Here is a 26,894-nt window from a genome sequence, read left to right on the forward strand (position 1 = left end):
GAACGGAATGAGCACGCCCACGTCCGCCCTGTCCCTGCCGGGCCCGCCCAACCTGGCCGCCACCGTGCGCACCCGACGCGGCGGGGCGGTCCCCGGGCTCAAGTACCGGCCCGTCCCGCCCGCGGACCCGGAGAAGGCCGCTGAGATCGACCGCCGGCTGGAGGCCTGGGCGCGCGGCCTGGACCTGTTCCCGGCCGCCTGGAAGGGGGACTTCTCCGGCTTCCAGTTCGGGCGGGCCGTCGTCCTCCAGCATCCGGGCGCGGTCGATCTGGAACGGCTGACCGTGGCCGGGCAGTTGCTGCTCGCCGAGAACCTCGTCGACAGCTGCTACTGCGAGGAGGACGAGGGCCGCGGCGGATCTCGCCGTGGGCTCGGCGGCCCGCTGATCCTGGCCCAGGCGGCGATCGACCCGTTCCACGGCACGCCGTCGCTGGAGGCGCGGTGGCGCGAGGGTGTGCAGGCCGACGGTCCGCTGCGCTCGTACCACTGGGCGATGAAGGACTACGCCGCCTTCGCCACCCCCAGCCAGACCGACCGCTTCGTCCACGACATCGCCCGCCTCCACCTCGGATATCTCGCCGAGGCCGCGTGGATGGAGACGCGGTTCGTGCCCCGGGTGTGGGAGTACCTGGTGATGCGGCAGTTCAACAACTTCCGGCCCTGTCTGTCGATCGTCGACGCCGTCGACGGCTACGAGCTGCCCGAGGCCGTGTACGCCCGCCCCGAGATCCAGCGGATCACGGCGCTGGCCTGCAACGCGACGACCGTCATGAACGACCTGTACTCGTTCACCAAGGAACTGGCGAGCGATCCCGACCACCTCAACCTGCCGCAGGTCGTCGCCGCCAACGAGCGGTGCGGGCTCAAGGCCGCCTATCTGAGGTCCGTCGAGATCCACAACGAGATCATGACCGCCTTCGAGGAGGAGTCCGCCGTCCTAGCCGCCGCATCGCCCCTCGTGGAGCGCTACGCCCAGGGCCTGTCGGACTGGGTGGCCGGCAACCACGAGTGGCACTCCACCAACACCCATCGCTACCACCTTCCCAACTACTGGTAGGCGCAGCTCCGATGAACCATCAGCAGGACGACAAGGAGTCACCGTTGACCATCGCCCCCGCCGGTACCAGGAACCTGCCGGCCCAGTCCACGTACCAGACCCGCGTCGCGGACTACTGGAACGCCGAGGAGAACCCGGTCAACCTCGAACTCGGCAGGCTCGACGACCTCTACCACCACCACTACGGCATCGGGGGGGCCGACCTCTCCGTCCTCGACGAGACCGACCCCGCCCTGCGCCGGGAGCGGATCACCGCCGAACTGCACCGCCTCGAACACGCCCAGGCCGAACTCCTCGCCTCCCGGCTCGGCCCCCTCTCTCCCGCCGACCGCGTCTTCGACGCCGGCTGCGGACGCGGCGGCGGCAGCGTGGTGGCGAACCTGCGGTACGGCTGCCATGCCGACGGCGTGACGATCTCCGCCAAGCAGGCCGCGTTCGCCAACGAGCAGGCCCGCAAGAGGGACATCGACGACAAGGTCCGCTACCACCACCGCAACATGCTCGACACCGGCTTCGAGACCGGCGGTTACGCGGCGTCCTGGAACAACGAGTCGACCATGTACGTCGAGCTGGAGCTACTGTTCGCCGAGCACGCCCGGCTGCTGCGCCGCGGTGGCCGGTATGTCGTCATCACCGGCTGCTACAACGACACGTACGGGCGGGCCTCGCGCGAGGTGTCGCTCATCAACGCCCACTACATCTGCGACATCCACCCGCGCTCGGAGTACTTCCGGGCGATGGCCCGCAACCGTCTCGTCCCGGTCCACGTACAGGACCTCACCGCCGACACCGTCCCGTACTGGGAGCTGCGCCGGGAGGCCGAGCACCTGGTCACGGGTATCGAGGACACGTTCCTGAGCGCGTACCGGAACGGCAGCTTCCAGTATCTGATGATCGTGGCCGACCGGGTGTGAGACCGGGTCAGGGTCCGGCGAGCCGGGCGACCGCCTCGTCCAGGGAGACCGCCGGATCCAGCACGTCCAGGGTGCCGTGGGCGCGCAGCACCCGGACGGTGCGCGCGGCGCACACGAGGGCGAACCGGCCGCCGTCGTCCAGCACCCGGCGGCGTATCCGCAGCAGCAGGCTCAGGCCGGTGGAGTCGATGAAGGTGACGGCGCGCAGGTCCACGGCGTACGCCGGGGCGCGCAGGGCGGCGACGGAGTCCAGCCAGAACCTCAGGTGAGAGGCGGTCGCCAGGTCGATGTCACCGCGCAGTTCGGCGATCAGCAGGCCGTCGGCGGCGCTCAGGAGTCCGTGGTCGTCCGGCGGTGGCGGCCACGAGACCGTGGTGGCGGGTTCCAGGGTGTTCTTGTGCAAAGTGCGGTCCCGTTCCGTGCGTGCGCCCCTCACGCCGGGGCGCACGCTCCGGCGCGGGTGCGTACGTCGGTGGTGGCATCCCCGCACCGTACGCGCCCGCGCCGGAACTCCCCCCGGGCGGCTCCCCCTTGAACCGTGGGCATTTACTGTTCTACCTTCGCCACATGGTCGGGACATCAACGTCCGCTCATGAGCTTCACAACGGGCGAACGGAAGATGGGCCGGGTGATGCGGAATGCGTCCGCACCTGGCGCTGATCGAGGACGAACCCGACTTCGCACTGATGTGCCGTTCCTATCTGGAACGCGCGGGATTCACCGTCAGCTGGGCCATGGACGCGCGCGCCGGGAAGTCCGTCCTCCACGAGGGCGGCGTCGATCTGGCCGTCCTCGACCTGGGGCTGCCGGACGGCTCCGGCCTGGAGCTGCTGCGGGCGCTGCGGTCCACGAGCCGGCTCCCGGTCATCGTGGTCAGCGGGCGCGGCGCAGAGGCCGACCGGGTGGCGGGCCTCGAGATCGGTGCGGACGACTACCTCGTCAAGCCGTTCTCGCAGCGGGAGCTGGTGGCCCGTATCCACGCGGTGCTGCGCCGCTCGCAACCGCCGGACGTACCGACCGTGCTGCGGGCCGGTTCCCTGCTCATCGACACCGGCGCGCGCCAGGCCTCCGTCGACGGCGTCCTGCTGACGCTGCGGCCCAAGGAGTACGCGCTGCTGGAGCTGCTGGCCGGTGCGCCCGGCCGGGTCTTCTCCTCGGAGCAGCTCCTCGACCGGATCTGGGGCGCCTCCTGGCAGCAGCCCGCGACCGTCGTGGAGCACGTGTACCGGCTGCGCGGCAAGCTCGCGGAGCTCCCCGCGCCGGCCCCGCGCATCGTCACCGTCCGCGGCTACGGCTACCGCCTCGATCCCTGAGTCCCCTGCTTCGGCCCCGGAGGTCCGACGATGCCCGACGACCCGGACTTCCGGTGCCTGTTCGACGCGACGCTGTCCCCGCTGCTCGTCCTCACCCCCGACTTCACCATCGTCGAGGTCAACCGCGCCTACCTCACGGCCACCCGCACCGAGCGGGGCATCGTCGGCCGGCCCGTCTTCAGCGTGTTCCCGGACAACCCGGAGGACCCGTCCGCCGACGGGGTCGCCAATCTGCGCCGGTCACTGGAGACCGTGGTGGAGAGCCGCCGTACGGACACCATGGCGCTCCAGCGCTACGACATCCCGACGGGTGAGGAGGGTTCGTTCGCCGAGCGGTGGTGGAGCCCGGTCAACACGCCGGTCCTGGATGCCGACGGGCAGCTCAGGTACATCATCCACCGGGTCGAGGACGTCACGGAGTTCGTGCACCTGCGCAAGGTCGGACGGGAGCAGCAGCGGGCCGTCGCCGACGCGCAGATGCGGGCCGAGGGCATGGAGATCGACCTGTTCGTGCGGGCGCGGGAGATCCGTGAGGTGAACGAGCAGCTGAGCCGCGCCAACGCCGAGCTGGACGCGGCGGGGCGACGGCTGCGGGAGGAGCAGCGGGCCAAGGACCGGTTCATCGCCACGCTCTCGCACGAACTGCGCAATCCCCTCGCCGCCGCCACCGCGGCCACCGAACTGCTCGCCCTCGACATGCCGGAGGGTCATCCGGCGCTGGCCGTGCTGGAGCGGCAGCTGGGCACGCTGGCCCGGATGAGCAACGACCTGCTGGACGGCACCCGGGCGGTGACCGGGCGGCTCGAGCTGGTGCGGGATCCGGTCGATCTGCGGTCCGTGGTCGACGGGGCGTGCACCGACATCCGCGGGCTGTTCGGGCACGAGGGCCGCACATTGGGCGTCGTACTGCCGGCCGAGCCGGTGGTGGTGGACGGGGACCGGCTGCGGCTGGCCCAGGTGCTGACGAACCTGCTGTCGAACGCGCTCAAGTACACCCGGCCCGGCGGGCACACCGAGGTGGGGCTGACCGCCGAGGGCGACCGGGCCCGGCTGACGGTGCGGGACGACGGCATCGGCTTCGAACCGGCGCAGGCGGAGGAGCTGTTCGGGGTGTTCATGCGGGCCGCGCCGGCGGGTCCGGACACTCCGGAGGGGCTCGGGCTGGGGCTGGCGGTGGTGCGGACGGTGGTGGAGCTGCACGACGGCCGTGTCTCCGCGCACAGCGACGGGCCGGGCAAGGGCGCCTCGTTCACGGTGCTCCTGCCCACGACCGACTCCGCGGCCCCGCAGCAGCCCCGCCCGGTGGCGGTCCGCCCGGCACCGAGTCGGCTGGCCATCCTGATCGTCGAGGACAACGCCGACCTCGCGGCCACCTACCGCACGCTCCTGGAGCGCCAGGGCCACCGGGTCACGGCGGTGCACACGGGCGACGACGCCCTGGCCGTCACCGAGGGCGAGCCCTTCGACGTCGTGCTGTGCGACCTGGGCCTGCCGGACATCGACGGCTACACGGTCGCCCGTGCCCTGCGCGCGCGGCCCGACGGCGACCGGCTGCGGCTGATCGCGGTCTCCGGGTTCAGCCACGGCACCGACCGCGCGCTGTCCCGGGCGGCCGGCTTCGACGCCCACCTGGCCAAACCGCTGCCCCTCACCGACCTCCTGGAGCTCCTGGAGCGGCTGGGCGAGGCGTGAACTGCGTTGCACATCTTCCCCCTTGTGCCCGGCTGTGCTTGCCTGGGGAGCCGTTTTCGGTTGCCGGGGCGGGAGTTGCTGCATGCGGACACCGTGGATCGTGGGCGTGCTGCTGACCGGAGTGCTGCTGCTCGGCGCGTGCGGCGACCCGTCGTCCGGGCCGGAGTCCGCGCCGCCCTCACCCGCCCTACCGGGGGCGTCCGCGACGACGACCCACCAGCGGGCGCCGGCCTCCTCCCCGAGCGTGCCGGCCGTCGGACCCCGGGTGCTGTATCTCGGCGACTCACTCGCGATGGAGGCCCAGAACGTGCTCGGCCAACAGCTCCGCACGGATCTCAACGCGACGTACAGGAGCGCCCCGTACTCCGGTACCACCCTGTGCGACTACCTGGAGGGCACGGGAGCGAAGTCGCTCGTGCCGGACGCGGACAAGGCGGCCGCGCTGGTGCGCTCGCTCCACCCGGACTATGTGGTGCTCCAGTTCTGGGGCAACGCGTGGGGCTACACGTGGTGCATGGACGGCATCACCTACAACGCCTCCCAGCAGCGGTACTTCACCCGCTACAAGGCCGACCTCGCCCGGCTCGCCGAGCAGATCGCCGACGCGGGCGGCGGCAAGCGGCCGAAGATCGTGTGGGTGCTTCAGGGTCCCGACCCGATCACGCCGGACCGGGTGCGACGGGTCAACGAGATGTACGAGCAGCAGGCCGCGGCCTCGGGCGACCTGGTCGCCGACGCGGGCGCCACCGTCAGCCCGGCCGGCGCCCGTTACACCTGGACCCAGTACCTCCCGTGCACCTCCTACGAGCACGAGCACCCCGACTACTGCACCCAGCCCTCCCGCGACCGCACCGCCCTCCACCTCGACAAGGACTACCTGCATTTCTGTCTGGCCCCGACGACGTCGACGCCGAAGCCGTGCCCGGCCCGCTCCCCCGGCATCCTGCGCATCGCGCGGGAGATCACCGGGGTGATCGCGAAGAAGTTCAGCCCGTGACCTCGCGAGCCCAGGGCAGCAGCAGCCGCTCCAGCAGGACGACAAGGTAGAAGAGCAGCACGCTCACCACGCTGAGCAGGGCCATCGCGGCGAAGGCCAGGGGGGTGTCGGCGTTGGTGCCGGAAGCGACGATGACGTAACCGAGGCCCTGGTCGCCGCCCGCGAACTCGCCGACCACGGCGCCGACGACGGCGAGGGTGACGCCCAGCCGCAGGCCGGTGAAGACCTGGGGCAGCGACCAGGGGATGCGCAGTTTGCGGTACGTCTGCCAGCGGGACGCGGTCAATGAGCGGGCCAGCTCGGTCAGTTCCAGGGGCACGGAGGTCAGACCGGCCATGGTCGCGACCACGACCGGGAACCAGGCGAGCAGCGCCACCATGAACACCTTCGGCGCGGTCCCGAAGCCGAGCCAGACCACCAGGAGGGGCGCGACCGCGATCTTGGGCACCGCGTTGACGGCCACGAGCAGCGGCATCACCGCGCGCTCCACGGCGCGCGAGGCGGTGAGCAGCACGGCGGTGGCGAGCCCCGCCGCCACGGCGAGCCCGAAGCCGATCGCGGTCTCCGCGAGGGTCTGCCAGGTCTGCCGGAGCAGATACCCGGGCAGGCGGTCGAAGGCGTCGACGACGTCCGGCGGCGAGGGCAGCAGGAACGGGCGGATGTCGAAGGCGACGGTCGCCAGCCACCAGGCGGCCAGGGCGCACACGGCCGCCAGGACCGGGGGCCCGGCGGCCAGGACGCGTCTCACGCGGACGGCCTGCGGCCGATGGTCGAGTAGGTGAAGTGCATGCGCACGATCAGCCGGGGGTCCTTGGCCAGCCGGATCATCCCGTCGAGTTGGGCGTCCGTCACGCCCGCGGCCAGGAAGTCCGCCCGGGCCTGGGCGATGTTCGCGGCGACCAGCAGCGCGCCCGCCGTGCCACCGGGCCAGGAGCGGGCGTGGATCTCGGTGTCCACGTCGGTGAGGCCCGCTTCCAGCATGGCGGCGGGTGCCCGGCAGGCCCAGGCGGGGTCGTTGCCGTGGGCGGGCAGGACGTGCTCGACCAGCACGGTGTGGTAGAGCTCGATCAGGTCGGCGGCCTCGGGGGTGGGGGCGGCCAGCACGAGTCTGCGGAAGGTCGACGCGAAGTCCTCCACCACCAGTGCGCCACCGGGCGCGAGCGCCTCGGCCAGCCTGCGCAGCACACCCTCCCGCCCGGGCAGGTGCAGCAGTACCAGCCGGGCGTGGATCACGTCCCACGGCCCGTCCGGCACGGGTTCCGTCTCCAGGTCGTGCCGCAGCACCTCGTACGGCGGCTCCGGCGGCAGATGACGGAGGTTGACGTCGGTGGCCAGCACCCGCCCGCCCGGCCCCACGGCACCGGCCAGCCAGCCGGCGATACTGCCTCCCCCGGCCCCGGTCTCCAGGCAGCGCCGACCGCTCAGGTCGCCCAGGGAGCTCAGCCGCGAGATCGTGAACTCGTCCAGGATCGCCGGGAGTTGGCTGTGGCGGTCCGTGGCCGCCGGGTCGTCGTTGTCGAAGGCGTACGAGAGCGGGGGCTCCACCGGGCCGTCAACTCGCCTTCATGGCCGCGAAGTCCACGAAGTCCTGCGGTGTCATTCCGGCGCGGATGAGGCCCGCGTCCTGAAGGCTCGCGATGGCCTTCTTCATCCGGGCGCCGGTGATCAGGCCGACGGACGCCTGCCCCTCCGCCGTCACGGAGGGTGTCATCAGCTCGATCTCCTGGGTCGCGGCCGTGGCATCCGTGGCGGGCTCTTTGGCGTGCAGCAGCTTTCCGGCCTCCTCGGGGTGCTGGATCGTGTACTTCAGCGCCTTGAGCATCGCCGCGCGGAAGCGCTTGACCAGGTCCGGTTGTTTCGTGGCGATCGAGGCCGTGGTGACGGTCGCGTTGCCGTACAGGTCGGGCAGGTAGTCGCTGTAGGGGAACACCACGACCCGCTTGGACCTGGCCTGCACGGTGGCCTTCTCGATGGTGGGCCGGCCGATCAGGAAGGTGCTGAGCGCGTCGGCCTTTCCGCTCGCGAGGGCCGGCCCCAGCTGGACGGGCTGGACCGCGATCCAGCGGATGCCCGCGGTGTCGATGCCGGCGAGCTTGGCATAGCCGGGAAACAGCAGCTGGTTCACGGAGTTCGCCGCGGCCGCGATGCTCTTGCCCTTGAGGTCCTTCGGGGTGCGGATGCCCGAGCCCTGGAGCGCCATGACGGAGACGAGGGTGCGCTGGTGGATGGCGAGCACGGCGCGGAAGTCCCGGTAGGCCGTGGAGTTCTCGGCGCCTGCCGAGATCATCGCTCCGGTCAGGTCCAGGCTCGCGAACTGCGCCTTCCCGGAGGCCAGGGCCTTGAGGTTCTCGCCGGTGGCCTTGCCGAGTTCGATCTGCACGTCGAGGCCGGCCTGCTCGAAGTAGCCCTTCTGCTGGGCCACCCAGGCGAAGGCGTCCCGCCCCGCGGCGCCGAAGGCGGTGACGTAGACGAGGTGGTCCTTGGCCGAACTCGCGTCCTTCGACGACGATCCGGAGGAGCCGCAGGCTGCGGCGGCCAGAAGCGTGATTGCCGTGCACAACACCGCTGCGGTGCGCCGGGCGCTGATCATACGGCCAAATTTTACGCGCGCATGTCACAATCCAGCAGAGCGATTTTCGGTACTCCGCGCAGGGCTTCCGGCTGGAGTCGACGCATGATCCAACTACGGGGTGTCTCCAAGGAGTTCACGCATCGACGCGGATCCGTCGAAGCGCTTCGGGGCATCGATCTGGCGGCGGCCGACGGGGAGTTCGTGGCCGTCGTCGGCCGCTCCGGCTGCGGCAAGTCGACGCTGCTGCGGCTGATCGCGGGGCTGTTGCCGCCCTCGCGGGGCGAGGTGTCGGTCGCCGGCCGGGCCGTCACCGGGCCGCGCCGGGACTGTGCCTTCCTCTTCCAGCGCCCGGCGCTGCTGCCCTGGCGGTCGGTGCTGGACAACGTACTGCTGCCTGCCGAGATCCACGGCGACGGGCGCCGCGGCGGCCGCGACCGGGCGCTGGGGCTGCTCTCGGCGATGGGGCTCGACGGCTTCCAGCGGCGGCTGCCGCACGAGCTGTCGGGCGGGATGCAGCAGCGGGTCGCGCTGTGCCGGTCGTTGATGCAGCGTCCCCGGGTGCTGCTGATGGACGAGCCGTTCTCCGCGCTGGACGCGCTGACCCGGGACGAGCTGTGCGCCGAGTTGCAGCGGACGCACCGTGCGCATCCGTCCACCGTCGTGCTGGTCACCCACTCCGTGGACGAGGCGGTCCTGCTCGCCGACCGGGTCGTGGTGCTCACGCCCCGCCCCGGCCGGATCCGTACCGTCCTGGACGTCCCGCTGCCCCGGCCGCGCACCCGCACCGAGCCCGGACAGGCCGGGCAACTGGCCCGGCGGGCGGCGGAGTTGCACGCGCTGCTACTGGACAGCGAGACCTGACTCCGCGGCCCACCGGGCCGTTCGGCGGTCGGTCACTCGCCTGCGTACGCCTTCTCCAGGGCCGCGATGTCGAGCTTGTGCATCTTCAGCATGGCCTGCATCGCCCGGGAGGACTTGGCGGTGTCCGGGTCGCTGATCATGTCGTCGAGGCGCTCGGGGATGATCTGCCAGGACACGCCGAAGCGGTCCTTGAGCCAGCCGCACGGGCCGGGCTCGCCGCCGCCCTCCGTGAGCTTGGTCCAGTAGTAGTCGATCTCCTCCTGGTTGTCGCAGAAGACCTGGAAGGAGATCGCCTCCGTGAACTTGAACTGCGGGCCGCCGTTCAGGCCCACGAACTTGTGGCCGTTGGCGACGAACTCGACGGTCAGCACCGTCCCGGCCGGCTGCATGGCGCCCTCGGTGTAGTGGGTCACCCGCCCGACGCTGGAGTTCTTGAAGACCGAGACGTAGTAGTGCGCGGCCTCCTCGGCCTGGCCGTCGAACCAGAGACACGTGGTGAATCCGTCGGTGGTCATGAGTACCTCCCGGGGTGTGGAAACGCGGTTGTCTGTGTCGACCGATCCTCGTCCCGAAACTCATCGGCCGGGCGGCCGATTAATCCATGTGGCCGCGTTCCGCCCCGGAACTAGGCTCGGGATCATGACGTCACCCGCCGCTGACCGCATCCGCCCCTTCCGCATCGACATCCCGCAGCAGGACCTCGACGACCTGCGCGACCGCCTCGACCGCACCCGCTGGCCGGACGAGCTGCCCGGCACAGGGTGGGCGTACGGCGTACCGGCGGACTATCTGCGCGAGCTCGTCCGGCACTGGCGCCACTCCTACGACTGGCGGGCCGCCGAGGCGCGGCTCAACGAGTGGCCGCAGTTCACCACCACGATCGACGGCTCGAACGTGCACTTCGCCCACGTCCGCTCCCCCGAGCCGGACGCCACCCCGCTGATCATCACGCACGGCTGGCCCGGCTCGATCGTCGAGTTCCTGGACGTGGTCGGCCCGCTCACCGATCCGGCCGCGCACGGCGGCGACCCGGCCGACGCCTTCCACGTCGTAGTACCGAGCATCCCCGGCTTCGGACTGTCCGGGCCGCCCGCCGACACCGGCTGGGAGGCCGGCCGGGTCGCCGACGCGTGGGCCGAGCTGATGCGGCGACTGGGCTACGAGCGTTTCGGCGCCCAGGGCGGCGACTGGGGCTCGGCCATCTCCCGTGAACTGGGCCGCGCCCACCCCGACCGGGTGATCGGCGTCCATCTGAACCTGCTGCCGGGCGCGCAGCAGGCCACCGAGCCGACGCAGGAGGAGCTGGACGAGCTCGACACCGAGGAGCAGGAGCGGACCGTGCTGTCCTGGCGCCGGTGGAGCGAGTGGTCGCGCGAGGGCACCGGCTACGCGATCCTGCACTCCACCCGCCCGCAGACCCTGGCGTACGCCCTGTCGGACTCTCCCGTCGGCCAACTGGCCTGGATCGTCGAGAAGTTCCAGGAGTGGACGGACTCCTCGCTGCTGCCCGAGGAGGCGGTGGACCGGGACCGGATGCTCACCAACGTGATGCTGTACTGGCTGACCGGTACGGCGGGTTCGGCCGCCCGCATCTACTACGAGCGCGCGCACGCCGACAGCGGCGACCCCCGGGTCGCCCGGCCCACCGAGCCGTCGACCGCGCCCACGGCGCTCGCCCTGTTCCCGGCCGAACTCCAGATCCCGCTGCGGCACAAGGCGGAGCGGACCGAGAACCTCGTCCGCTGGACCGAGTTCGACCGCGGCGGTCACTTCGCGGCGATGGAGGAGCCGGACCTGCTGGTGGAGGACGTACGGGCCTTCTTCCGGCAGCTGGGCGAGAAGAACTGAAGGGCCGCTCTGCCGGTGGCGAATCTGCCGCGGGCAGAGAAACCGCATCGGCGGGCCTGCCCGGGCCAAGAGTGGAGTCGACGGCATCACCACTCAACGGGAGAACCGATGACTCCACTCACCACACTCCTGCCGCGGGCCGAGGAGGGCGACACCCCGCCCAGCCGGCTCGACGACCACCTCGCCACCCAACTCCTCGGCCAGCGCATCGTGTTCCTCGGTACCCAGGTCGACGAGGTCTCCGCCAACCGGGTCTGCGCCCAGCTGCTCCTGCTGTCCGCCGAGGACCCGCGCACCGACATCAGCCTGTACATCAACAGCCCGGGCGGCTCGGTGTACGCGGGGCTCGCCATCTACGACACCATGCGGCTGATCCCGAACGACGTCTCGACGCTCGCCATGGGCTTCGCGGCCAGCATGGGCCAGTTCCTGCTCTGCGGCGGAGCGACCGGCAAGCGGTACGCCCTGCCGAACGCGCGGATCATGATGCACCAGGGGTCGGCGGGCATCGGCGGCACCACCGCCGACATCGAGATCCAGGCGGAGAACCTGGAGCACAGCAAGCGGACCATGGAACGGCTCATCGCCGAGAACACGGGCCAGACACCGGAGACCATCGCCCGGGACGGCGACCGCGACCGCTGGTTCACGGCCGAGGAGGCCAGGGAGTACGGCATGGTGGACCACGTGGTGGACTCCCTCGCGGACGTCCGCCCGGCCGCCTCGAAGCGACGGATGGGGCTGTGACATGGGGAACTACACGATTCCGTACGTCGTCGAGCGGACCGCGAACGGCGAGCGCTCCTCCGACGTGTTCAGCCGGCTGCTCTCCGAGCGGATCATCTTCCTCGGCACCGAGATCGACGACGGCGTCGCCAACGTCGTCATCGCGCAACTCCTCCATCTGGAGTCGTCGGCCCCGGACAACGAGATCGCGATCTACATCAACTCGCCCGGCGGATCGTTCACTTCGCTCATGGCGATCTACGACACGATGACCTTCGTACAGGCGCCGATCTCGACGTTCTGCGTCGGCCAGGCGGCGTCCACCGCGGCGGTGCTGCTGGCGGGCGGGGATCCCGGGCGGCGGTTCGTGCTGGAGCACGCGCGCGTGCTGCTCGGGCAGCCGGCCAGCGGGGGCAGCCGGGGTGCGATCTCGGACCTGACACTCCAGGCCAAGGAGATGGTCCGGATCCGCTCCCAGGTCGAGGAGGTGCTCGCCCGGCACACCCAGCACGACATCGCGACCCTGCGGGCCGACATGGACCGCGACAAGGTGTTCAGCGCCGCGGAGGCGGTGGCGTACGGGCTGGCCGACGAGGTGGTGAGCCGGCGTCTCGTGACGGCCTGAGCCACCGGCTCCGGAACGCCGTCAGGCCACCAGGCACAGACCGTTGTACGGCGAATTGGACGCGCCCCGGCTCCGGTTGACCCGCCGGCTGTCGATCCGGACGAGCTCTCCCTGCGCCCGCGACAGCAGGTCGCCGAGGCCGAGTCCCAGGGCGTGGGCGGCGGCCGCGAGAACCTCGGAGGAGGCCTCCTTGCGGCCCCGCTCGACCTCGGAGAGGTACGGCATGGAGATCCGGGCGGCGTCGGCCACGTCCTTGAGCGTCCGCTCCTGCGCGAGGCGCTCGCGCCGCAGCACGTCACCGACCAGGTCGCGCCACAGGGGCTCCTTCGGCGCGGGCGTCGGCGGGGCCGGTGGCGCGGCGGCGGGCCGTTCGGCCTGCGGGCGGCGCAGAGGAATGACGCGGGCTTCGTTCGGCGCTTGGCTGCTCACCTCCTCAGCCTAAATTCCCTCGCCCGGAAGGGAAGAGATCGGCATTCTGCCCTGGGTGGAATCCCGGAGGCGGAGGGCGTGGTGACGGTGTTGCGGGAGACGTTCAACGAGGTGGCCGAGCTGTACGACCGGGCCCGGCCGCGCTACCCGCGACCACTGGTCGAGGACCTGGCCCGCGTGACCGGCCTCGGCCCGGAGAGCCGGGTCCTGGAGATCGGCCCGGGCACCGGCCAACTCACCGTTCCGCTCGCGGAGTTCGGCTGCCATGTGACGGCGGTGGAACTGGGCGACGCGATGGCGTCGGTGGCCCGAAGGCGACTGGCCCGCTTCCCCCGGGTCGACGTGCGGAACGCGGCCTTCGAGTCCTGGGAACTCCCCGCCGAGCCCTTCGACCTGGTCGTGTGCGCCACCGCCTTCCACTGGATCGACCCGGCGGTACGAGTGGTCAAGACTGCCCGCGCGCTGCGCCCAGGCGGCCGTCTCGCCCTCGTCCGCACCGAGCACGTGGCCGGCGGCACCGAGGAGTTCTTCGCCCTGGCCCAGGGCTGCTACGAGCGCTGGGATCCGGCCACCCCGCCCGGCCTGCGCCTTCAGCCCGCCTCCGAAATCCCCGTGGGCACCGCCGAGTTGGAAGACTCCCCGCTCTTCGACCCCGTCGTCGCGACACGGCACACGCAGGACGTCTCCTACACCGCCGACCAGTACATCGACGTCCTGCTCACCTACTCGGGGCACCGCGCGCTGGACGAAACGGCGAGGCAGGGACTGCTGGGCTGTCTGCGGCAGTTGATCGAGTCGCGCCACGACGGCCGTATCACCAAGCGTTACCTCCACGAACTGATCGTGGCCACCCGTACCGTGAGATGAGGAGTCTCCATGCATGGCCCGGCGCAGCCTGGGTACCCGCAGCACGAGGACCCGAGGCAGACACACGTCTGACCGTGACCTACGTGGGAGAGGTAATGGATACCGCCGTGAATCGGTCGGAGGCACAAGTCGTCCACTTGACCCCTGGTACCGGCACGGGTGACGGATCACTCCCGGGCATCGAGAAACCGAGCGCGGTCGCGCCGCGCGACGCGCGGGAGCTGTCCCGCCAGTTCTTCCAGCGGCTCGCCGAGCTGGAGGAAGGCACCCACGAATACCAGTACGCACGTAACACGCTCATCGAGATGAACATCTCGCTGGTGCGCTTCGCCGCCGGCCGGTTCCGCGGTCGCGGTGACGACATGGAGGACATAGTCCAGACCGGGATGATCGGCCTGATCAAGGCGATCGACCGGTTCGAGCTGGCCCGCGAGGTCGAGTTCACCTCGTTCGCGCTGCCGTACATCGTCGGCGAGATCAAGCGGTTCTTCCGGGACACCACCTGGGCCGTGCACGTACCGCGCCGGCTCCAGGAGCTGCGCGTGGAGCTGGCCAAGGCACGCGAGGAGCTGGCGAGCCGGCTGGACCGTGACCCGACGGTCGCCGAGCTCGCGACGCTCATGAACATCTCCGAGGACGAGGTGATCGAGGCGCAGATCGCCTCCAACGGCTACAACTCCTCGTCCCTGGACGCCGCCCTGACCGGCGACGGACCCGAGGGCGGCGAGGCGGTGCTGGCCGACTTCATCGGTGTCGAGGAGGACGGACTGCGCCTGGTCGAGGACTTCCAGTCGCTGGCTCCGCTGATGGCCGAACTGGGCGAACGCGACCGGCAGATCCTCCACATGCGGTTCGTGGAGGAGGCCACCCAGGCGGAGATCGGCGAACGGCTCGGCTGCTCGCAGATGCATGTGTCCCGGCTGATCAAGCGGATCATCACGCGGCTGCGCAAGGGCATGCTGGGCGAACTCGGCTGCGCCTGACCCCGGACGCGCAGACCGGACGCGCAGAGGTGACCGCCGCGAGCGATCGCGGCGGTCACTCGCCGTACAGGCCCACCACCGCGGACACCCGCTTGCCGACCGGCACCCGTTCCACGGTGACCCGCGTGGCGAGCGCGTGCACTATCTCCAGGCCGTGCCGCCCGACGCGCTCGGGATCGCGCGGAAAGCGGCGCGGCAGCGCCCCGCTGCTGTCGTAGACGCACACCGTCACGGCGACGTCGGTGCCTTCGAGTTCCAGGATGTACGGGCCGTTGCTGTGCCGGTCGGCGTTGGTGACCAGCTCGCTCACCACCAGCAGGACCTCGTCCTCGGCCCGGTCGTCGATCGTGGCGCACCACTCGGTTCTGAGCCTGCCCACGAAATGCGCGGCGAACGACCGTGCCTCGGCGATGCATCCGGGTTCACCGGTGTAGTGCGCGGCCCGCCGCAACGGCTCCACGGGCACGTCGAAACCAGTAGGTATCACTGCCCCGCCCACGTGCTCGTTCATGCGTTTCTCTCTCGGAAGCCGGACTGGCCGGACTCTGCTGCACCAGTGCTCGTACCCCGAGCCGGGCTCCGCAGTCCCCAGTGCGGCCCGATGTGTCCGCTTCCGCTCACAGCGAGGGTGAGGTGGCGGACGACACCGGAGCACTGTACGTCGTGGACGTCGACGCGGTGTCCGTGGTGTCGGATGCCAATGGTGACTCCGGAGCGGAGGATTCCGGCGACGTCGTCGGCGGTGAGGAGGACGGTGACGGGGAACTGGGCGTGGACGAGGACGGGGCGGTCGACGTCGGCGGGCACGGGGTCGTGGAGGGGGTGGGCGTTCCGGTGCTCGCACTGGGCGAGGAGGCGCACGGGGACGGCGAGGTGGACGGCGGTGTCGTCGACGGCGTGGGAGTGGTCACGCTCACCGACGGCGAGGGCTCGACGGGCGGCTTGGTGGGCCGGTCGTGGTGGCCCGTGTCGCCGCGGTGGCGGGCGATCCACGCGTCGTCGTCGGGGTCGTAGATCACGAAGATGTTGATGATCTGCGGTGCGGGCGTGACCACGACGACGTTCGAGGGACGGTACGACGCCCAGGAGTCGCCGGTCCGCTTCGGCGCGGTCTGCTGGGCGACGGGCGGGGTCAGCGGGTTGCCGCAGGCGCAGCGAGCGCGGGGCACGCCGTGGCCGTCGACGAGGACGGCGGTGCCGGACTGGAGGACGGCCTGGTAGGTGGTGGCGGCGCCGTTGCGGTAGCCGTGGTTGGTGACCCGGGTGTCCATACGCAGCTGCACGGGGGTGAGGGAGCGCAGGTAGGCCGGGACCCGGGCCGGCTGGACGCCCTCGACGGAGGCGAAGGCCTGGTTCTTGGCCGGGTCCGCCTGGAGGTACTTGATCTGCTGTTCGACATCACAGCTGGAGACGTTGCGGGTGCCGCCGTAGAGGCCGGCCGCCCCGCCGTCGACTCCCCGGACCGCGTTGGCAGGCGCCGATTCGCTCGCCGGGGCGGCGGAGACGGGTGCGGCGGAACTGTCCTTGGCCGTGGACGCGGTGAACGGGTCGGGGCCGGTCTTGCTCGCGGACTGCAGGAAGACCTCGCCCGAGCCGGAGCCGCCGGAGCCCGAGCCGCCGTCGGACCGGGTGAACACGACCGCCAGCACCACGGCGGCGACCACCGCGGTGGTGAGCACGGCGACCCGGGGCGCGGACTTCCACCAGGGGCGGTGGGGTTCCGGCGAGGGCATGCCGCCGCCGCTGCCCGGAGGCTGCGAGGGCGGGCCCGAGGGTGGCTGGGAGGGGCCCGACAGCGGGCCGGAGGGGGGTCCTGTGGGGCGGCCGGACGACGGCGGTTCGACGCTCACGAGCTCTTCTTCCCGACGCGGGTTTCCAGCGACTTGCCCCGAGTTAAGCCGCTTTGCCTGATAACCATCCCATTGTGTGCTCCGGTCCGGTGCCGCCCGCAAGCCGACGCGGACGGACCTCCCGGCGGGCGGAGGGCGCTTGCGCTGCTTAGCGTGGCAAGAGTGAGCCCCCGAACCCCCTCCGACCAGGCCGTGGCCCGCCATGGCTGGCTCCAGGCCCTGGCCGCGGTGCTGGCCACGCTGATCGCCATGGGGGTGGTCGCCGCCCTGGGGCTGTGGGCGGCCGGGGCGGGCGATCTGCCGGACGGCGCGTTCCCGCGGGTGGTCACGGCGACGGTGGTCACGGCCGTGGGCGGCACGATCGAGCTGTCGGGGAACGCCGGCGGGCTGGCCAAGTCCGACGCCGGGCTGACCGTGATCCCGCTCTCCGTCACGCTGGTCGGGGCCCTGGTCCTGGCGGCGGGTTTTCTACGGCCGCTGCGGCACCGGGCGGTCGCCGGAGCCCCGGAGCTGGCCGGCTGGGCAGCCCGGATCGCCGTCCTGTGGGTGCTCGCGCTGCTCGGCCTCGCCCTCGCGGCCCGCCAGAACTTCACGCTCTCCCTCGGCAAAGGCACCGTCAGCGACATCGGTGACCTGTTCGGCGTGTCCCCGAAGATCGGCTTCAGGACGGACGTACCGCCGACCCTGTTCTTCGGCCTCCTCTGGCTGGCCGGCGTACTGCTGCTGGCCCTGCTGGTCTGCCGCGGGGCGCCGCTGCCGGGGCGGCTGCTGCGTTTCCAGGAGTCGGTACGACCGGCCGCGTACGCGATGGTCGTCCTGCTGCTCGCCTACGTCGCCCTGGGCATCGTCATCGGCCTGGTCACCGCGGTCGCCCGCGGCCACCGCGTCGAGACACTGGCCGTGATCCTGCTGGGCCTGCCGAACCTGGTCTGGCTCGCGCTGACGCTCGGCCTGGGCGCCACCTGGACGGGCCGGGTACAGGGCCCGTTCGGCCTGCCCATGCCGCACGTCCTGGACGAGGTGCTGCGCACGAAGGACGTCTCCACCCTGAACCTGAGCACCCTCTCCGACTACGACAGCCGGGTGTGGTGGCTCGTCGCGGTGGACGCTGTCCTCCTCCTGGCGGCGGCCTTCGTGATGGCGGCCCGCTCCCCCGCCCGCGTCCGCGCCTGGCAACACGCCCTGCACATGGCGCTCGCCCTGGCCCTGACGGTCCTGATGATCTGCCTCCTGTGCCGTATCTCCGCGCACTACGGCCTCTCGGTCCTCGGCATCGGCGACCTCGGCGGAGACCTGTCCGGCGACCTGTTCCTCAAGCCGAGGATCTGGTCGGCGCTGGGTCTCGCGGTGCTGTGGGGATTGGTGACGGGGTTCCTGGGCGCGCTGCTGGCACGGCCGGTGCGGCGGCGCGGGGCGGCCGAAAAGGAGTAGGAAGGCCGGTGCGCGGCGTGGCGCGAGGCGGCGCCGGCGCCGGGGGGCGGCAAACCCGGTGGCGCATCACGTGACCGACGTGGTGGTCGAGGAGGCGGACGGCGACCGGGTACGGGTCCGTTCCAAGGGGCTGGGGAGGCTGGCGTATCCGCCGGCGCAAGGCGGTCGCACGGCCGGTGCCGCTCAGCGGGCTGGGTCAGGAGGTCTGAACACCGGTTCCGCCCAGCGGGGCGGGGGCTGCGGGCGGACCTCCCCTGGCACCACCTTCATGTCCACCTCGGTCGGCGGGTGGTCCGGAGGTATGTCGCCCGTCGTCGCCGCTCGCAGAGCCGTGACGAAGGCCCGGCACGAGTCGTGGCGGTCGTCCGGGGGCTTGGCCAGGGCCTTCGCGAAGACCGCGTCGGTCTCGGGGGCGAGGTCGGGGCGGAATTCGGTCAGCGGGGGTGGGTCGTCGTACTGGTGGGCCCACAGGAGGGCCATGTCGTCGTCGCGGCGGAAGGGCGGGCGGCCGGCGAGGGACTCGTAGACCACGCAGGCGAAGCCGTACACGTCGCAGCGGCCGTCGACCGGGCGGCCGGAGATCTGCTCGGGGGCCACGTAGTCGAGGGTGCCGACGAACTGGCCGACACTGGTGAAACCGGTCAGGGACAAGGACTTCTTCGTGAGGCCGAAGTCGGTGAGGTAGGCGTGTTCCGGGTGGTCGCTGTCGGTGCCGCGGGCGACCAGGATGTTGCCGGGCTTCACGTCCCGGTGGACCAGCCCGTGCTCGTGCGCCGCGTCCAGCGCCGAGGCCACCTGGGCGGCGATGCGCAGGGCGGCCGAGGGCGCCAACGGGCCCCGCCGGTCCAGGAGATGACGCAGGTCGCTGCCCTCGACATAACGCATGGCGATGTAGAGGACACCGTCGGTCTCGCCGGCCTCGTACACCGGCACGATGTGCGGGTGGTCGATCGCGGCGGCCGCCCGGGACTCGTGGGTGAAGCGGAGCCGGAAGGTGTCGTTGCGGGCGAGTTCGGGGGCGAGGAGCTTCAGCGCGACGGTGCGTTCGAGGCGCAGGTCGAGGGCGCGGTAGACGACGGCCATGCCGCCGCGGCCGATCTCACGCTCGATGCGGTACCCGGCGACCTGTCTGCCGATCAGCTCGGAGGGGCGGCCGGAGAACAGGCTCGCGTCACGGGCCATCGGGCGTCACGACCTGGGTGGGGGCGTGGCCGGGGTCCGCGGCCGCGGCGCGGGGTTCGTCGTCGGCGGCGTAGGTGCTCAGGCGTTTCCCGTCGCCGTACACCCAGCGGCCGTGCTGGGTGTCGTACAGCCAGACGTTCTCGCCGTCGACGACGATGCCGATGCGCAGTCCGCGCGTGCGGACGCGGAAGGACTCGCCGTCCAGGCCGCCGCCCGCGAGTTCCTCGACCACCGTCCGGTAGTGGGCCAGGGTCTGTTCGGCGCGGGCGAGCAGGGGGCGCGGATCGGCGGTGCGGGCCTCGGGGCCGCCGGTGGCGGGCGGGTCCTGCGGTACGGCGACCAGGAAGCGGCCGTCGACCCAGGCCGACCAGTCGTTGGCACAAAGTACGTGCGCCCAGTCGCCGCGCCGCTCGAGGAGCTGGACCGGCAGCAGCGGGTCGAGGGGGACGGTGGGCCGGGCCGGGTCGGGGCTCTCCCAGGCGGGCATGCCGTGCTGGGGGACGACGTGGGTGGGCCGGAAGCCGGGAGTGGTCATCGCGGCGCCTACTTCCGCAGCACGGCGGGTTCGTGCCGGCGCAGCAGCCGGGAGACGACGTAGCCGAAGAGCGCGGAGAGCACGACCAGCATGGCGATGTTGAGCAGCCACACCCCTGCCGAGTGCTTGAACAGCGGGTCGGAGGTCAGCTCGCCCGGCACGATCCGGGACAGCCCGACGGTGCCGGCCATCGCACCGAGCGCCCAGCGCGAGGGCACCAGCCAGGAGAGCTGCTCCAGGCCGGGCACCCCGTGCAGCTTCAGCAGGGCGCCGCAGAAGACGACTTGGACGATGGCGAGCAGCACGAGCAGCGGCATCGTCACCTCCTCCTTGCGCACCAGTGCGGAGACCAGCAGGCCGAGCATCATCGCGGTGAAGGCCAACAGCGCGACGGCGACGGTGATTTCGACAAGGGGCGGCATCAACACGCCTTCGCCACCGGGTGCGTTGAGGTCGACGCCCAGCAGCGCCACCAGGGTCAGCACCACCGCCTGGAGCACGGTGATCGTCCCGAGGACGACGACCTTCGACATCAGGTACGCCGATCTGGACAGGCCCACGGCTCGCTCGCGCTGGTAGATGCTGCGTTCCTTGACGAGTTCGCGCACGGCGTTGGCCGCGCCGGTGAGGACGCCGCCGACGCACAGGATGAGCAGCGCGTTCATCGCCGTCTCCTGGGTCAGCTTGCTGCCCGCGAGGGCGCGGGCCATGGCACCCATCACGAACGGCAGGGCGATCATGATGACGAGGAAGGTTCGGTCCGCGCTGAGGGCGGCCGCATAGCGGCGGATCAGCGTGCCGAGCTGGGCGCCCCGGCTGCGCGGTCGGGCGGGCGGGGTGATCACGACCGGGCCGGAGCGGGGCACGCGGGGCTGGGCGGTGGCCTCGGTGACGTAGCGCTGGTGGAAGGGCGAGAGGCTGAAGTCGCCCTTCCAGTCACGGTCCTGGTCCCGTTCGAAGGCCTCGAACGCCTCCGGCCACTGCTCGAAGCCGAAGTAGGCGAGGGCGTCCTCGGGCGGCCCGTAGTAGGCGACCTTGCCGCCGGGCGCGAGGACCAGCAGCCGGTCGCACACGTCGAGGCTCAGCACGCTGTGGGTGACCACGATGACGGTACGGCCGTCGTCTGCGAGGCCGCGCAGCATGTGCATCACCGAGCGGTCCATGCCGGGATCCAGACCGGAGGTCGGCTCGTCCAGGAAGAGCAGCGAGGGCTTGGTCAGCAACTCCAGGGCGACGCTGACGCGCTTGCGCTGGCCGCCGGAGAGGCTGTGCACGGGCTGGTCGGCGCGCTGTTCCAGACCGAGTTCGCGGATGACCTCGTCGACGCGGGCGCGCCGCTCGGCCTTCGCCGTGTCCTGCGGGAAACGCAGCTCGGCGGCGTAGGACAGGGCGCTGCGGACGGTGAGCTGGGCGTGCAGGATGTCGTCCTGCGGGACCAGACCGATGCGCTGGCGCAGCTCGGCGTAGTCGCGGTAGAGGTCGCGGCCGTCGTAGAGGACGGTGCCGTGGTCGGCGGGCCGCTGCCCGGTCAGTGCGCCCAGGAGGGTCGACTTGCCGGCGCCGCTCGGGCCGACCACCGCGAGCAGGCACTTCTCCCCCACTGGGAACGACACCTGGTCGAGCAGCGTCTTGCGGCCGCGGTCGACGGCGACCGCGAGGTCCTGCACGTCGAGGGAGACCTCGCCGGTGTCGACGTACTCCTGCAACTGGTCGCCAACCAGGCAGAACGCGGAGTGGCCGATGCCGACGACGTCACCGGGGCCGAGGGGGCGGCGGTGACGGGTGCGCCGTTGAGGAAGGTGCCGTTGTGGCTGCCGAGGTCGGCGATCTCGTAGGTGCCGTCGGGTAGGGCGCGCAGTTCGGCGTGGTGCCGGGAGACGACGAGGTCGTCGATGACGAGGTCGTTGTCGGCGGCACGGCCGATGCGGACGGTGCGCGTCGGCAGCGGCCGGACGGTGGTGGGTTGCCGGAAGGTGCCGGTCAGGCCCGGCATCGAGACCCTCGAGGGGCGCTCGCGGACCGGTACCGGGAGGCTGGCCAGCACGGCACACGGGCCGTCGGACGGGTTGCCGAAGCGGATGACGGAGCCGGGGCCGACGCCCCACTCGTGGATACGGCGGCCGTCGGCGAAGGTGCCGTTGGTGCTGTTCTCGTCCTCGATGGTCCAGTGGTCGGCCTCGGGCCGCAGCACCGCGTGGTGCCAGGAGACCCGGGCGTCGTCGATGACGATGTCGCTGAGCGGGTCGCGGCCCACGTGGTAGTCGTGGCTCGGGGTCATCACCGTGGAGCCCGAATCCGTCTCCAGGACGAGTTCGGGCGCAGTCGGCATGACCGGCCGCTCTGCCATGCGGGAAATTCTACCGATTCGTCCACATGCGCGCCTGGTGCGCGGTGGGCGCCGCCTCCGGTCAGCCGACGGGCAGGAAGAGCGCCGGGACGACCCGCTGCATGCGCAGGGCGTCGATGGACTCGGCCATCAGCTCGTACTCCGTGGTCTCGTCGCTGATGGCCAGGCGCACCAGTCGGCCGGCCGCCAACTCGTCGGCCACCAGCTCCTGTTGGCTGTCATCACCGCACCATCTGCGCAGCACCGCCGGTACGTCCGGGACGGTGTCGGCGACCGGGACGAGCGAGCTCGGCGGAAAGTGCTCGGCCTCCGGCTGCGGGTCGAGCCGGTCGGCGATCCAGATCGCACGGTCGCGCAGCCACCACAGGGCGAGGGCGAGGGTGGGGGCCCGGTAGGTACCGAGGGGCACCCCGATGCGCTCGCCGCCGCAGACGCCGTACGCGGTGACGTGGCATAAGAACTCGTCGTGCACGTTCCACACTCCCCCGTGGCTCGTTCGCCGGTCGGCGGCCTCGCTTTCCCTGCGGCTCATGTGCTGTGCGTGACGGCGTCTTTGCTCGCCGTGAAGTCCCTATGACTGATGAGTATGTTCACTACTGAAACACTGTCACCACGTCTTTCCGGCCAGTCTCCTGGCATATTCACAGGGGCTGTTGGCCGAAAAGTGGCCCCTGCCGCCATTACCCGAGGGGTAATCGACCGCACGGGGCGCCGCGGGCATGGTTGTCGTACCGGGTCGCCGGAGCGCGAATCCCGGCCCTGACCAGCAAATACCCCCTCGATGGAGGCTGATCGCCCATGTCCGCGAACACCGACCGTTACGAGATCGCCGTCGCCCGCTACTTCGAGGCCTGGAACGCCGTCGGGCCCGAGGAGCTGGCCAAGACGGTGGCCGCCGCCTGGACCGCGGACGGCTCCTACACCGACCCGCTCGCCGACGTCGCCGGGCACGACGAGATCGCGGCGGTGATCGCCGGGGCCCACGAGCAGTTCCCGGGCTACGCCTTCCGGTCGGCCGGTACCGTGGACGGCCACCACGACACGGCGCGCTTCTCCTGGGAGCTCGTGAACGAAACTGGGGGCACCCCCTCTGGGGGAGGCTCGGCCCCGGTGGCCGGCTTCGACGTGATCACGCTGGACGCCGACGGCCGGATCCGCTCCGTACTCGGCTTCCTGGACCGCGTGCCGGCCGGGGCCTGAGCGCCGACGATGAGTTTCCGCGCTCGCGGTGGTCTCTTGAGTACACGCCCACCGCGAGCGGAGGAGACGACATGCCTACGAGCATCCGACTGGACGAGGAGTTCACCGCGGTCCTGCGCAAGAGCCCGAACGAGGGCGGCTGGACCTATCTCGTCTGGCCGAAGTCCGTGGAGTTCTTCGGTACGCGCGGACTCGTGAAGGTCCGCGGCACGATCGACGGGCACCCGTTCCGGAGTTCCTTCATGGCGCTGGGGGACGGCACGCACAAGCTGCCCGTGAAGGCGGACATCCGCAAGGTCATCGGCAAGGGCGAGGGCGACACCGTGACCGTGCGCCTGGAGGAGCGGCTCAGCTCCGAGCCGCCTCGCGGTAGCGCCGGGGCGCGACGCCGACCGCCCGTTTGAAGGCGTTGCTGAAGGCGCTCTCGGAGGTGTAGCCGACGGAACGGGCGAGGGCGGCGACCGGGGCCGTGTCCTGGCGCAGGGCACGTGCGGCCAGGCTCATGCGCCAGTTCAGCAGGTACGTCAGCGGCGGCACCCCGGCCGCCTCCTTGAACCGTACGGCGAAGGTGGTCCGGGACATGGCGGCCGCGCGGGCCAGCTCCTCCAGCTGCCAGGGGTGTGCCGGGTCGCCGTGCATCAGGCGCAGCGCCGGGGCGAGCCGCTCGTCGGCGAGTGCGCGCAGCCAGCCGGGCGGCAGGCCCTCGGCCTCGGTGAGGCAGACCCGCAGCACCTGGACGAACATCAGCTGGGCGAGCTGGTCCGAGGCGAACTCGACGCCGGCCCGGCGGGTCTTCATCTCACCCATCAGCTGCCCGACGAGCCAGCGCAGAACGGGCGCCTCGGCCGCGTCGGCCCGCACCTGGATCAGCTCGGGCAGGGCCCGGCGCAGCAGATCGCCGCTGTCCCGGCTGAGGTCGATGTGCCCGGAGACACAGGCGACCTCCTCACCCGCATCGAGACGTCCCATGCGGGTGCCGGGGTCCATCTCCACCTGGTCGGAGCTCACCGGCTCGATGCCGGGCGCGCTGCACAGCACGTACGGCCGCCTGCCGTCGGAAACGACGATGTCTCCCTCGACCAGCGTCAGGGGCTCCCCGCCGCCCGGCGGGACCATCAGGCAGCGGCCGCGCACCACCGCGTTGACCTTCAGCTTGTCGCGCCCCTCCAGCCGGATGGCCCACCCGCCGCCGGCCGTGAACCCGCCGGAGAACACGCTGCGGGCGCCGGCGACGGCAAGGGCATCGGAGAGCGGGTCTGCGGACATGCTCGAACTATCACGCAAGTAATGCGGATTCTCAAGCATTCATCGTACGGAAACGCAGATCTACGGTGGCACGGACAGCTCACACAGAGGAGTTACGCACCATGTCCACCCCACAGCAGCCCCTCCCCTCCGGCTTCGGCGCCGCGTCCACCGCCGAGGAGGTGATCAAGGGCGTCGACCTGACCGGGAAGGTCGCGATCGTCACCGGCGGCTACTCCGGTATCGGCCTGGAGACGGCCCGGGTGCTGCGCTCCGCCGGCGCCGAGGTCGTCGTACCGGCGCGCGACCTGGAGCGGGCACGGGCCGCGCTCAAGGACGTACCGGACGCCGAGGTCGAGTACCTGGACCTGCTGGACCCGGCGTCGATCGACGCCTTCGCGGAGAAGTTCCTGGCCTCGGGGCGCCCGCTGCACATCCTGGTCAACAGCGCCGGGATCATGGCGACCCCGCTCACCAGGGACGCGCGCGGCTACGAGGCGCAGTTCGCCACCAACCACCTGGGCCACTTCCAACTGGTGAGGCGCCTGTGGCCCGCGCTGGTGGCGGCCGACGGCGCGCGTGTCGTGGCCGTGGCGTCGCGGGGCATCCGTTTCGGCGGTGTCGACTTCGACGACCTGCACTTCGAGCACCGGCCATACGAGCCGTTCGCGGCCTACGGCCAGTCGAAGACGGCCAACGCGCTGTTCGCCGTCGAGTTGGACCGGCGCGGGCGGGCCGAAGGGGTGCGGGCCTTCTCCGTGCACCCCGGAATCATCATCGACACCGGGCTGATCAAGCACATCGACCCGGAGATCGTCCGCGCCTCGGGCACGGTCGACGAGGACGGCAACCCGGTCATCGACCCCGACCGCCAGTGGAAGACGGTCCAGCAGGGCGCCGCCACCAGCGTCTGGTGCGCGACCGACCCGCAGCTGGCCGGCCTCGGCGGGGTCTACTGCGAGAACTGCGACATCAGCCCGCTGGTGACACCCGAGACCGAGGCCGCCTGGCACGAGGGCGAGGAGACGCCCGGCGTACTGCCGAACGCCGTGGACCCAGAGGCGGCGGCCCGCCTCTGGGAGGTCAGCGAGCGGCTGACTACGGCTTGACGATCGCGTCGATGCGGGCGAGCTCGTCGGCGTCGAAGTCCAGGTTGCGGGTGGCCGCGACGCTGTCCTCGATCTGCTGGGCGCTGCTCGCGCCGACCAGTGCGGAGGTGACGCGGCCGCCGCGCAGCACCCAGGCGAGGGCCAGCTGGGCCAGCGTCTGACCGCGGCCCTTGGCGATCTCGTCGAGGGCCCGCAGCTGTGCCACCAGGTCCTCGGTGACCGCGTCCGAGTTGAGGAAGGGGCTGTCGCTCGCCGCCCGCGAGCCCTCGGGGATGCCGTCGAGGTAACGGGAGGAGAGCAGGCCCTGCTCCAGCGGGGAGAAGGCGATGGAGCCGACCTGGAGCTCGTCGAGGGCGTCCAGGAGGCCGCCGTCCTCGGGGCGCCGGTCGAGCATCGAGTAGCGGGGCTGGTGGATGAGCAGCGGGGTGCCGAGCTCGCCGAGGATGCGGGCGGCCTCGCGGGTCTGCTCCGCCGAGTAGTTGGAGACGCCGACGTACAGCGCCTTGCCCTGCTGGACCGCGGAGTGCAGGGCGCCCATCGTCTCCTCCAGGGGAGTCTCCGGGTCGGGGCGGTGCGAGTAGAAGATGTCCACGTAGTCCAGGCCCATCCGGGTCAGGCTCTGGTCCAGCGAGGACAGCAGGTATTTGCGCGAACCCCACTCGCCGTACGGGCCGGGCCACATCAGATAGCCGGCCTTGGTGGAGATCACCAGCTCGTCGCGGTACGGCGCGAAGTCCGTCTTCAGGAACCCGCCGAGCGCGGACTCGGCGGCGCCGGGCGGCGGGCCGTAGTTGTTGGCCAGGTCGAAGTGGGTGACGCCGAGGTCGAAGGCGCGACGCAGGATGGCCCGCTGGGTCTCGACCGGGCGGTCGGGACCGAAGTTGTGCCACAGGCCGAGCGAGATCGCGGGGAGCTTCAGGCCGCTGCGGCCGGTGCGCCGGTAGGGCAGGTCCGCGTAACGGTCGGGGTGTGCGGTGTACAACGCGACTCCAGAGGGGTTGGCACACGGTTTTCCGGTTCCCGGATCTCCTGGGAAACCAGCACCCACTCTTTCGCGACCTGCGGGCAGTGGTCCAACAGGAGAATGCGATGGAACTCAGCGACTAGGCTG

General features: G+C 71.3%; 28 protein-coding genes and 1 pseudogene. 15 read left to right on the forward strand and 14 right to left on the reverse strand.

From position 1 onward, the window contains the following. The first annotated feature begins 7 nt into the window (after positions 1-7). Entirely contained in the window at positions 8-1,057 is a 1,050-nt protein-coding gene (locus ACQEWB_RS01895; protein ID WP_432826307.1) for a family 2 encapsulin nanocompartment cargo protein terpene cyclase, read from the forward strand. 44 nt (positions 1,058-1,101) lie between these two features. Continuing rightward, positions 1,102-1,971 (forward strand): geranyl diphosphate 2-C-methyltransferase, encoded by an 870-nt coding sequence (locus ACQEWB_RS01900; RefSeq protein WP_432843601.1) that lies wholly within the window; start codon positions 1,102-1,104, stop codon positions 1,969-1,971. Positions 1,972-1,978: 7 nt separating this feature from the next. Here the strand turns inward: ACQEWB_RS01900 and ACQEWB_RS01905 are convergent, their stop codons facing one another. Continuing rightward, positions 1,979-2,374 carry an anti-sigma factor antagonist gene (locus tag ACQEWB_RS01905; protein WP_432826309.1) on the reverse strand — a complete coding sequence of 132 codons (396 nt, stop codon included), beginning with the start codon at positions 2,372-2,374 and terminating at the stop codon, positions 1,979-1,981. Positions 2,375-2,609: 235 nt separating this feature from the next. On the opposite strand from ACQEWB_RS01905, the gene ACQEWB_RS01910 reads away from it, so the two are divergent. The 3 genes from ACQEWB_RS01910 to ACQEWB_RS01920 all read left to right on the forward strand — a co-directional run bounded on the left by ACQEWB_RS01910 (position 2,610) and on the right by ACQEWB_RS01920 (position 5,973). After that, positions 2,610-3,284: a response regulator transcription factor gene (locus ACQEWB_RS01910; RefSeq protein WP_432826311.1), complete on the forward strand. Its 675-nt coding sequence runs from the start codon at positions 2,610-2,612 to the stop codon at positions 3,282-3,284. A 30-nt stretch (positions 3,285-3,314) separates the two neighbouring features. Then, positions 3,315-4,976: an ATP-binding protein gene (locus tag ACQEWB_RS01915; RefSeq protein WP_432826313.1), complete on the forward strand. Its 1,662-nt coding sequence runs from the start codon at positions 3,315-3,317 to the stop codon at positions 4,974-4,976. Positions 4,977-5,058: 82 nt separating this feature from the next. Then, positions 5,059-5,973: an SGNH/GDSL hydrolase family protein gene (locus tag ACQEWB_RS01920; RefSeq protein WP_432826315.1), complete on the forward strand. Its 915-nt coding sequence runs from the start codon at positions 5,059-5,061 to the stop codon at positions 5,971-5,973. Here the strand turns inward: ACQEWB_RS01920 and ACQEWB_RS01925 are convergent. From ACQEWB_RS01925 to ACQEWB_RS01935, 3 genes are read right to left on the reverse strand one after another with little or no spacing between them, the layout of a single operon-like run. Next, on the reverse strand, positions 5,963-6,721 hold the full coding sequence (locus ACQEWB_RS01925; RefSeq protein WP_432826317.1) for an ABC transporter permease: 759 nt from the start codon (positions 6,719-6,721) through the stop codon (positions 5,963-5,965). The genes ACQEWB_RS01920 and ACQEWB_RS01925 overlap by 11 nt on opposite strands. Continuing rightward, positions 6,718-7,518: a class I SAM-dependent methyltransferase gene (locus tag ACQEWB_RS01930; protein WP_432826319.1), complete on the reverse strand. Its 801-nt coding sequence runs from the start codon at positions 7,516-7,518 to the stop codon at positions 6,718-6,720. Before ACQEWB_RS01930 ends, ACQEWB_RS01925 begins: the two co-directional genes overlap by 4 nt. A gap of 7 nt (positions 7,519-7,525) precedes the next feature. Then, positions 7,526-8,563 carry an ABC transporter substrate-binding protein gene (locus ACQEWB_RS01935; protein ID WP_432826321.1) on the reverse strand — a complete coding sequence of 346 codons (1,038 nt, stop codon included), beginning with the start codon at positions 8,561-8,563 and terminating at the stop codon, positions 7,526-7,528. Positions 8,564-8,647: 84 nt separating this feature from the next. Here ACQEWB_RS01935 and ACQEWB_RS01940 point away from each other — a divergent pair, with 84 nt between their 5' ends. Further along, on the forward strand, positions 8,648-9,406 hold the full coding sequence (locus ACQEWB_RS01940) for an ABC transporter ATP-binding protein (protein WP_432826323.1): 759 nt from the start codon (positions 8,648-8,650) through the stop codon (positions 9,404-9,406). Positions 9,407-9,438: 32 nt separating this feature from the next. On the opposite strand, the gene ACQEWB_RS01945 is transcribed toward ACQEWB_RS01940, so the two are convergent. After that, positions 9,439-9,921, reverse strand: coding sequence for a VOC family protein (locus tag ACQEWB_RS01945; RefSeq protein WP_432826325.1), 483 nt, complete (start codon positions 9,919-9,921; stop codon positions 9,439-9,441). Positions 9,922-10,045: 124 nt separating this feature from the next. Between ACQEWB_RS01945 and ACQEWB_RS01950 the strand changes: the two genes are divergently transcribed. From ACQEWB_RS01950 to ACQEWB_RS01960, 3 genes are all read left to right on the forward strand, one after another. Further along, a complete protein-coding gene (locus ACQEWB_RS01950; protein ID WP_432826327.1) occupies positions 10,046-11,254 on the forward strand; it encodes an epoxide hydrolase family protein in 1,209 nt (402 codons plus the stop codon). Positions 11,255-11,362: 108 nt separating this feature from the next. Next, positions 11,363-12,001: a ClpP family protease gene (locus ACQEWB_RS01955; RefSeq protein ID WP_432826329.1), complete on the forward strand. Its 639-nt coding sequence runs from the start codon at positions 11,363-11,365 to the stop codon at positions 11,999-12,001. 1 nt (position 12,002) lies between these two features. Beyond that, positions 12,003-12,605: a ClpP family protease gene (locus ACQEWB_RS01960; protein WP_432826331.1), complete on the forward strand. Its 603-nt coding sequence runs from the start codon at positions 12,003-12,005 to the stop codon at positions 12,603-12,605. Positions 12,606-12,626: 21 nt separating this feature from the next. On the opposite strand, the gene ACQEWB_RS01965 is transcribed toward ACQEWB_RS01960, so the two are convergent. Further along, positions 12,627-13,034, reverse strand: a complete 408-nt coding sequence (locus tag ACQEWB_RS01965) for a helix-turn-helix domain-containing protein (RefSeq protein ID WP_432826333.1) — start codon at positions 13,032-13,034, stop codon at positions 12,627-12,629. 87 nt (positions 13,035-13,121) lie between these two features. On the opposite strand from ACQEWB_RS01965, the gene ACQEWB_RS01970 reads away from it, so the two are divergent. Further along, positions 13,122-13,901 (forward strand): class I SAM-dependent methyltransferase, encoded by a 780-nt coding sequence (locus ACQEWB_RS01970; RefSeq protein WP_432843603.1) that lies wholly within the window; start codon positions 13,122-13,124, stop codon positions 13,899-13,901. 95 nt (positions 13,902-13,996) lie between these two features. Beyond that, positions 13,997-14,884 carry an RNA polymerase sigma factor SigF gene (locus tag ACQEWB_RS01975; protein WP_432826335.1) on the forward strand — a complete coding sequence of 296 codons (888 nt, stop codon included), beginning with the start codon at positions 13,997-13,999 and terminating at the stop codon, positions 14,882-14,884. A 55-nt stretch (positions 14,885-14,939) separates the two neighbouring features. Here ACQEWB_RS01975 and ACQEWB_RS01980 read toward each other — a convergent pair whose 3' ends face one another. Continuing rightward, positions 14,940-15,395, reverse strand: a complete 456-nt coding sequence (locus ACQEWB_RS01980; RefSeq protein ID WP_432826337.1) for an ATP-binding protein — start codon at positions 15,393-15,395, stop codon at positions 14,940-14,942. Between the two features lie 106 nt (positions 15,396-15,501). Next, complete coding sequence (locus tag ACQEWB_RS01985; protein WP_432826339.1) at positions 15,502-16,734, reverse strand: DUF6777 domain-containing protein; 1,233 nt, start codon at positions 16,732-16,734, stop codon at positions 15,502-15,504. Positions 16,735-16,896: 162 nt separating this feature from the next. Here ACQEWB_RS01985 and ACQEWB_RS01990 point away from each other — a divergent pair, with 162 nt between their 5' ends. Further along, on the forward strand, positions 16,897-18,165 hold the full coding sequence (locus ACQEWB_RS01990) for a streptophobe family protein (protein ID WP_432826341.1): 1,269 nt from the start codon (positions 16,897-16,899) through the stop codon (positions 18,163-18,165). A 183-nt stretch (positions 18,166-18,348) separates the two neighbouring features. Here the strand turns inward: ACQEWB_RS01990 and ACQEWB_RS01995 are convergent, their stop codons facing one another. From ACQEWB_RS01995 to ACQEWB_RS02010, 4 genes and pseudogenes are all read right to left on the reverse strand, one after another. After that, complete coding sequence (locus ACQEWB_RS01995) at positions 18,349-19,347, reverse strand: serine/threonine-protein kinase (RefSeq protein WP_432826343.1); 999 nt, start codon at positions 19,345-19,347, stop codon at positions 18,349-18,351. Continuing rightward, a complete protein-coding gene (locus ACQEWB_RS02000; RefSeq protein WP_432826345.1) occupies positions 19,337-19,882 on the reverse strand; it encodes a hypothetical protein in 546 nt (181 codons plus the stop codon). The genes ACQEWB_RS01995 and ACQEWB_RS02000 overlap by 11 nt, the downstream gene beginning before the upstream one ends. A gap of 8 nt (positions 19,883-19,890) precedes the next feature. Further along, positions 19,891-22,229: pseudogene (locus tag ACQEWB_RS02005) on the reverse strand (FHA domain-containing protein). A gap of 61 nt (positions 22,230-22,290) precedes the next feature. After that, positions 22,291-22,701: a hypothetical protein gene (locus ACQEWB_RS02010; protein WP_432843605.1), complete on the reverse strand. Its 411-nt coding sequence runs from the start codon at positions 22,699-22,701 to the stop codon at positions 22,291-22,293. 326 nt (positions 22,702-23,027) lie between these two features. Between ACQEWB_RS02010 and ACQEWB_RS02015 the strand changes: the two genes are divergently transcribed. After that, positions 23,028-23,429, forward strand: a complete 402-nt coding sequence (locus ACQEWB_RS02015) for a nuclear transport factor 2 family protein (protein ID WP_432826347.1) — start codon at positions 23,028-23,030, stop codon at positions 23,427-23,429. Between the two features lie 71 nt (positions 23,430-23,500). Continuing rightward, complete coding sequence (locus ACQEWB_RS02020) at positions 23,501-23,833, forward strand: DUF1905 domain-containing protein (protein ID WP_432826349.1); 333 nt, start codon at positions 23,501-23,503, stop codon at positions 23,831-23,833. On the opposite strand, the gene ACQEWB_RS02025 is transcribed toward ACQEWB_RS02020, so the two are convergent. Next, the gene (locus tag ACQEWB_RS02025; RefSeq protein WP_432826351.1) at positions 23,778-24,695 is read right to left on the reverse strand and encodes an AraC family transcriptional regulator; all 918 of its coding nucleotides are present in this window, start codon (positions 24,693-24,695) and stop codon (positions 23,778-23,780) included. The two genes, ACQEWB_RS02020 and ACQEWB_RS02025, sit on opposite strands and share 56 nt — an antisense overlap. 101 nt (positions 24,696-24,796) lie before the next feature. On the opposite strand from ACQEWB_RS02025, the gene ACQEWB_RS02030 reads away from it, so the two are divergent. Next, positions 24,797-25,783 carry an oxidoreductase gene (locus tag ACQEWB_RS02030; RefSeq protein WP_432826353.1) on the forward strand — a complete coding sequence of 329 codons (987 nt, stop codon included), beginning with the start codon at positions 24,797-24,799 and terminating at the stop codon, positions 25,781-25,783. Here the strand turns inward: ACQEWB_RS02030 and mgrA are convergent. Next, positions 25,773-26,765, reverse strand: a complete 993-nt coding sequence (gene mgrA, locus ACQEWB_RS02035) for an L-glyceraldehyde 3-phosphate reductase (RefSeq protein WP_432826355.1) — start codon at positions 26,763-26,765, stop codon at positions 25,773-25,775. The two genes, ACQEWB_RS02030 and mgrA, sit on opposite strands and share 11 nt — an antisense overlap. Positions 26,766-26,894 lie beyond the last annotated feature (129 nt).

The organism is Streptomyces sp. CA-249302, assembly GCF_050936785.1.
Lineage (GTDB): Bacteria > Actinomycetota > Actinomycetes > Streptomycetales > Streptomycetaceae > Streptomyces.

Coding starts and splice junctions, on each gene's coding strand:
- ACQEWB_RS02015 (WP_432826347.1), top strand. CDS start 23,028: ATGTCCGCGAACACCGACCGTTACGAGATCGCCGTCGCCCGCTACTTC.
- ACQEWB_RS01940 (WP_432826323.1), top strand. CDS start 8,648: ATGATCCAACTACGGGGTGTCTCCAAGGAGTTCACGCATCGACGCGGA.
- ACQEWB_RS01980 (WP_432826337.1), bottom strand. CDS start 15,395: ATGAACGAGCACGTGGGCGGGGCAGTGATACCTACTGGTTTCGACGTG.
- ACQEWB_RS01920 (WP_432826315.1), top strand. CDS start 5,059: ATGCGGACACCGTGGATCGTGGGCGTGCTGCTGACCGGAGTGCTGCTG.
- ACQEWB_RS01995 (WP_432826343.1), bottom strand. CDS start 19,347: ATGGCCCGTGACGCGAGCCTGTTCTCCGGCCGCCCCTCCGAGCTGATC.
- ACQEWB_RS01955 (WP_432826329.1), top strand. CDS start 11,363: ATGACTCCACTCACCACACTCCTGCCGCGGGCCGAGGAGGGCGACACC.
- ACQEWB_RS02030 (WP_432826353.1), top strand. CDS start 24,797: ATGTCCACCCCACAGCAGCCCCTCCCCTCCGGCTTCGGCGCCGCGTCC.
- ACQEWB_RS01945 (WP_432826325.1), bottom strand. CDS start 9,921: ATGACCACCGACGGATTCACCACGTGTCTCTGGTTCGACGGCCAGGCC.
- ACQEWB_RS01895 (WP_432826307.1), top strand. CDS start 8: ATGAGCACGCCCACGTCCGCCCTGTCCCTGCCGGGCCCGCCCAACCTG.
- ACQEWB_RS01975 (WP_432826335.1), top strand. CDS start 13,997: ATGGATACCGCCGTGAATCGGTCGGAGGCACAAGTCGTCCACTTGACC.
- ACQEWB_RS01910 (WP_432826311.1), top strand. CDS start 2,610: ATGCGTCCGCACCTGGCGCTGATCGAGGACGAACCCGACTTCGCACTG.
- ACQEWB_RS01915 (WP_432826313.1), top strand. CDS start 3,315: ATGCCCGACGACCCGGACTTCCGGTGCCTGTTCGACGCGACGCTGTCC.
- ACQEWB_RS02000 (WP_432826345.1), bottom strand. CDS start 19,882: ATGACCACTCCCGGCTTCCGGCCCACCCACGTCGTCCCCCAGCACGGC.
- ACQEWB_RS01960 (WP_432826331.1), top strand. CDS start 12,003: ATGGGGAACTACACGATTCCGTACGTCGTCGAGCGGACCGCGAACGGC.
- ACQEWB_RS02020 (WP_432826349.1), top strand. CDS start 23,501: ATGCCTACGAGCATCCGACTGGACGAGGAGTTCACCGCGGTCCTGCGC.
- ACQEWB_RS01935 (WP_432826321.1), bottom strand. CDS start 8,563: ATGATCAGCGCCCGGCGCACCGCAGCGGTGTTGTGCACGGCAATCACG.
- ACQEWB_RS01950 (WP_432826327.1), top strand. CDS start 10,046: ATGACGTCACCCGCCGCTGACCGCATCCGCCCCTTCCGCATCGACATC.
- ACQEWB_RS02025 (WP_432826351.1), bottom strand. CDS start 24,695: ATGTCCGCAGACCCGCTCTCCGATGCCCTTGCCGTCGCCGGCGCCCGC.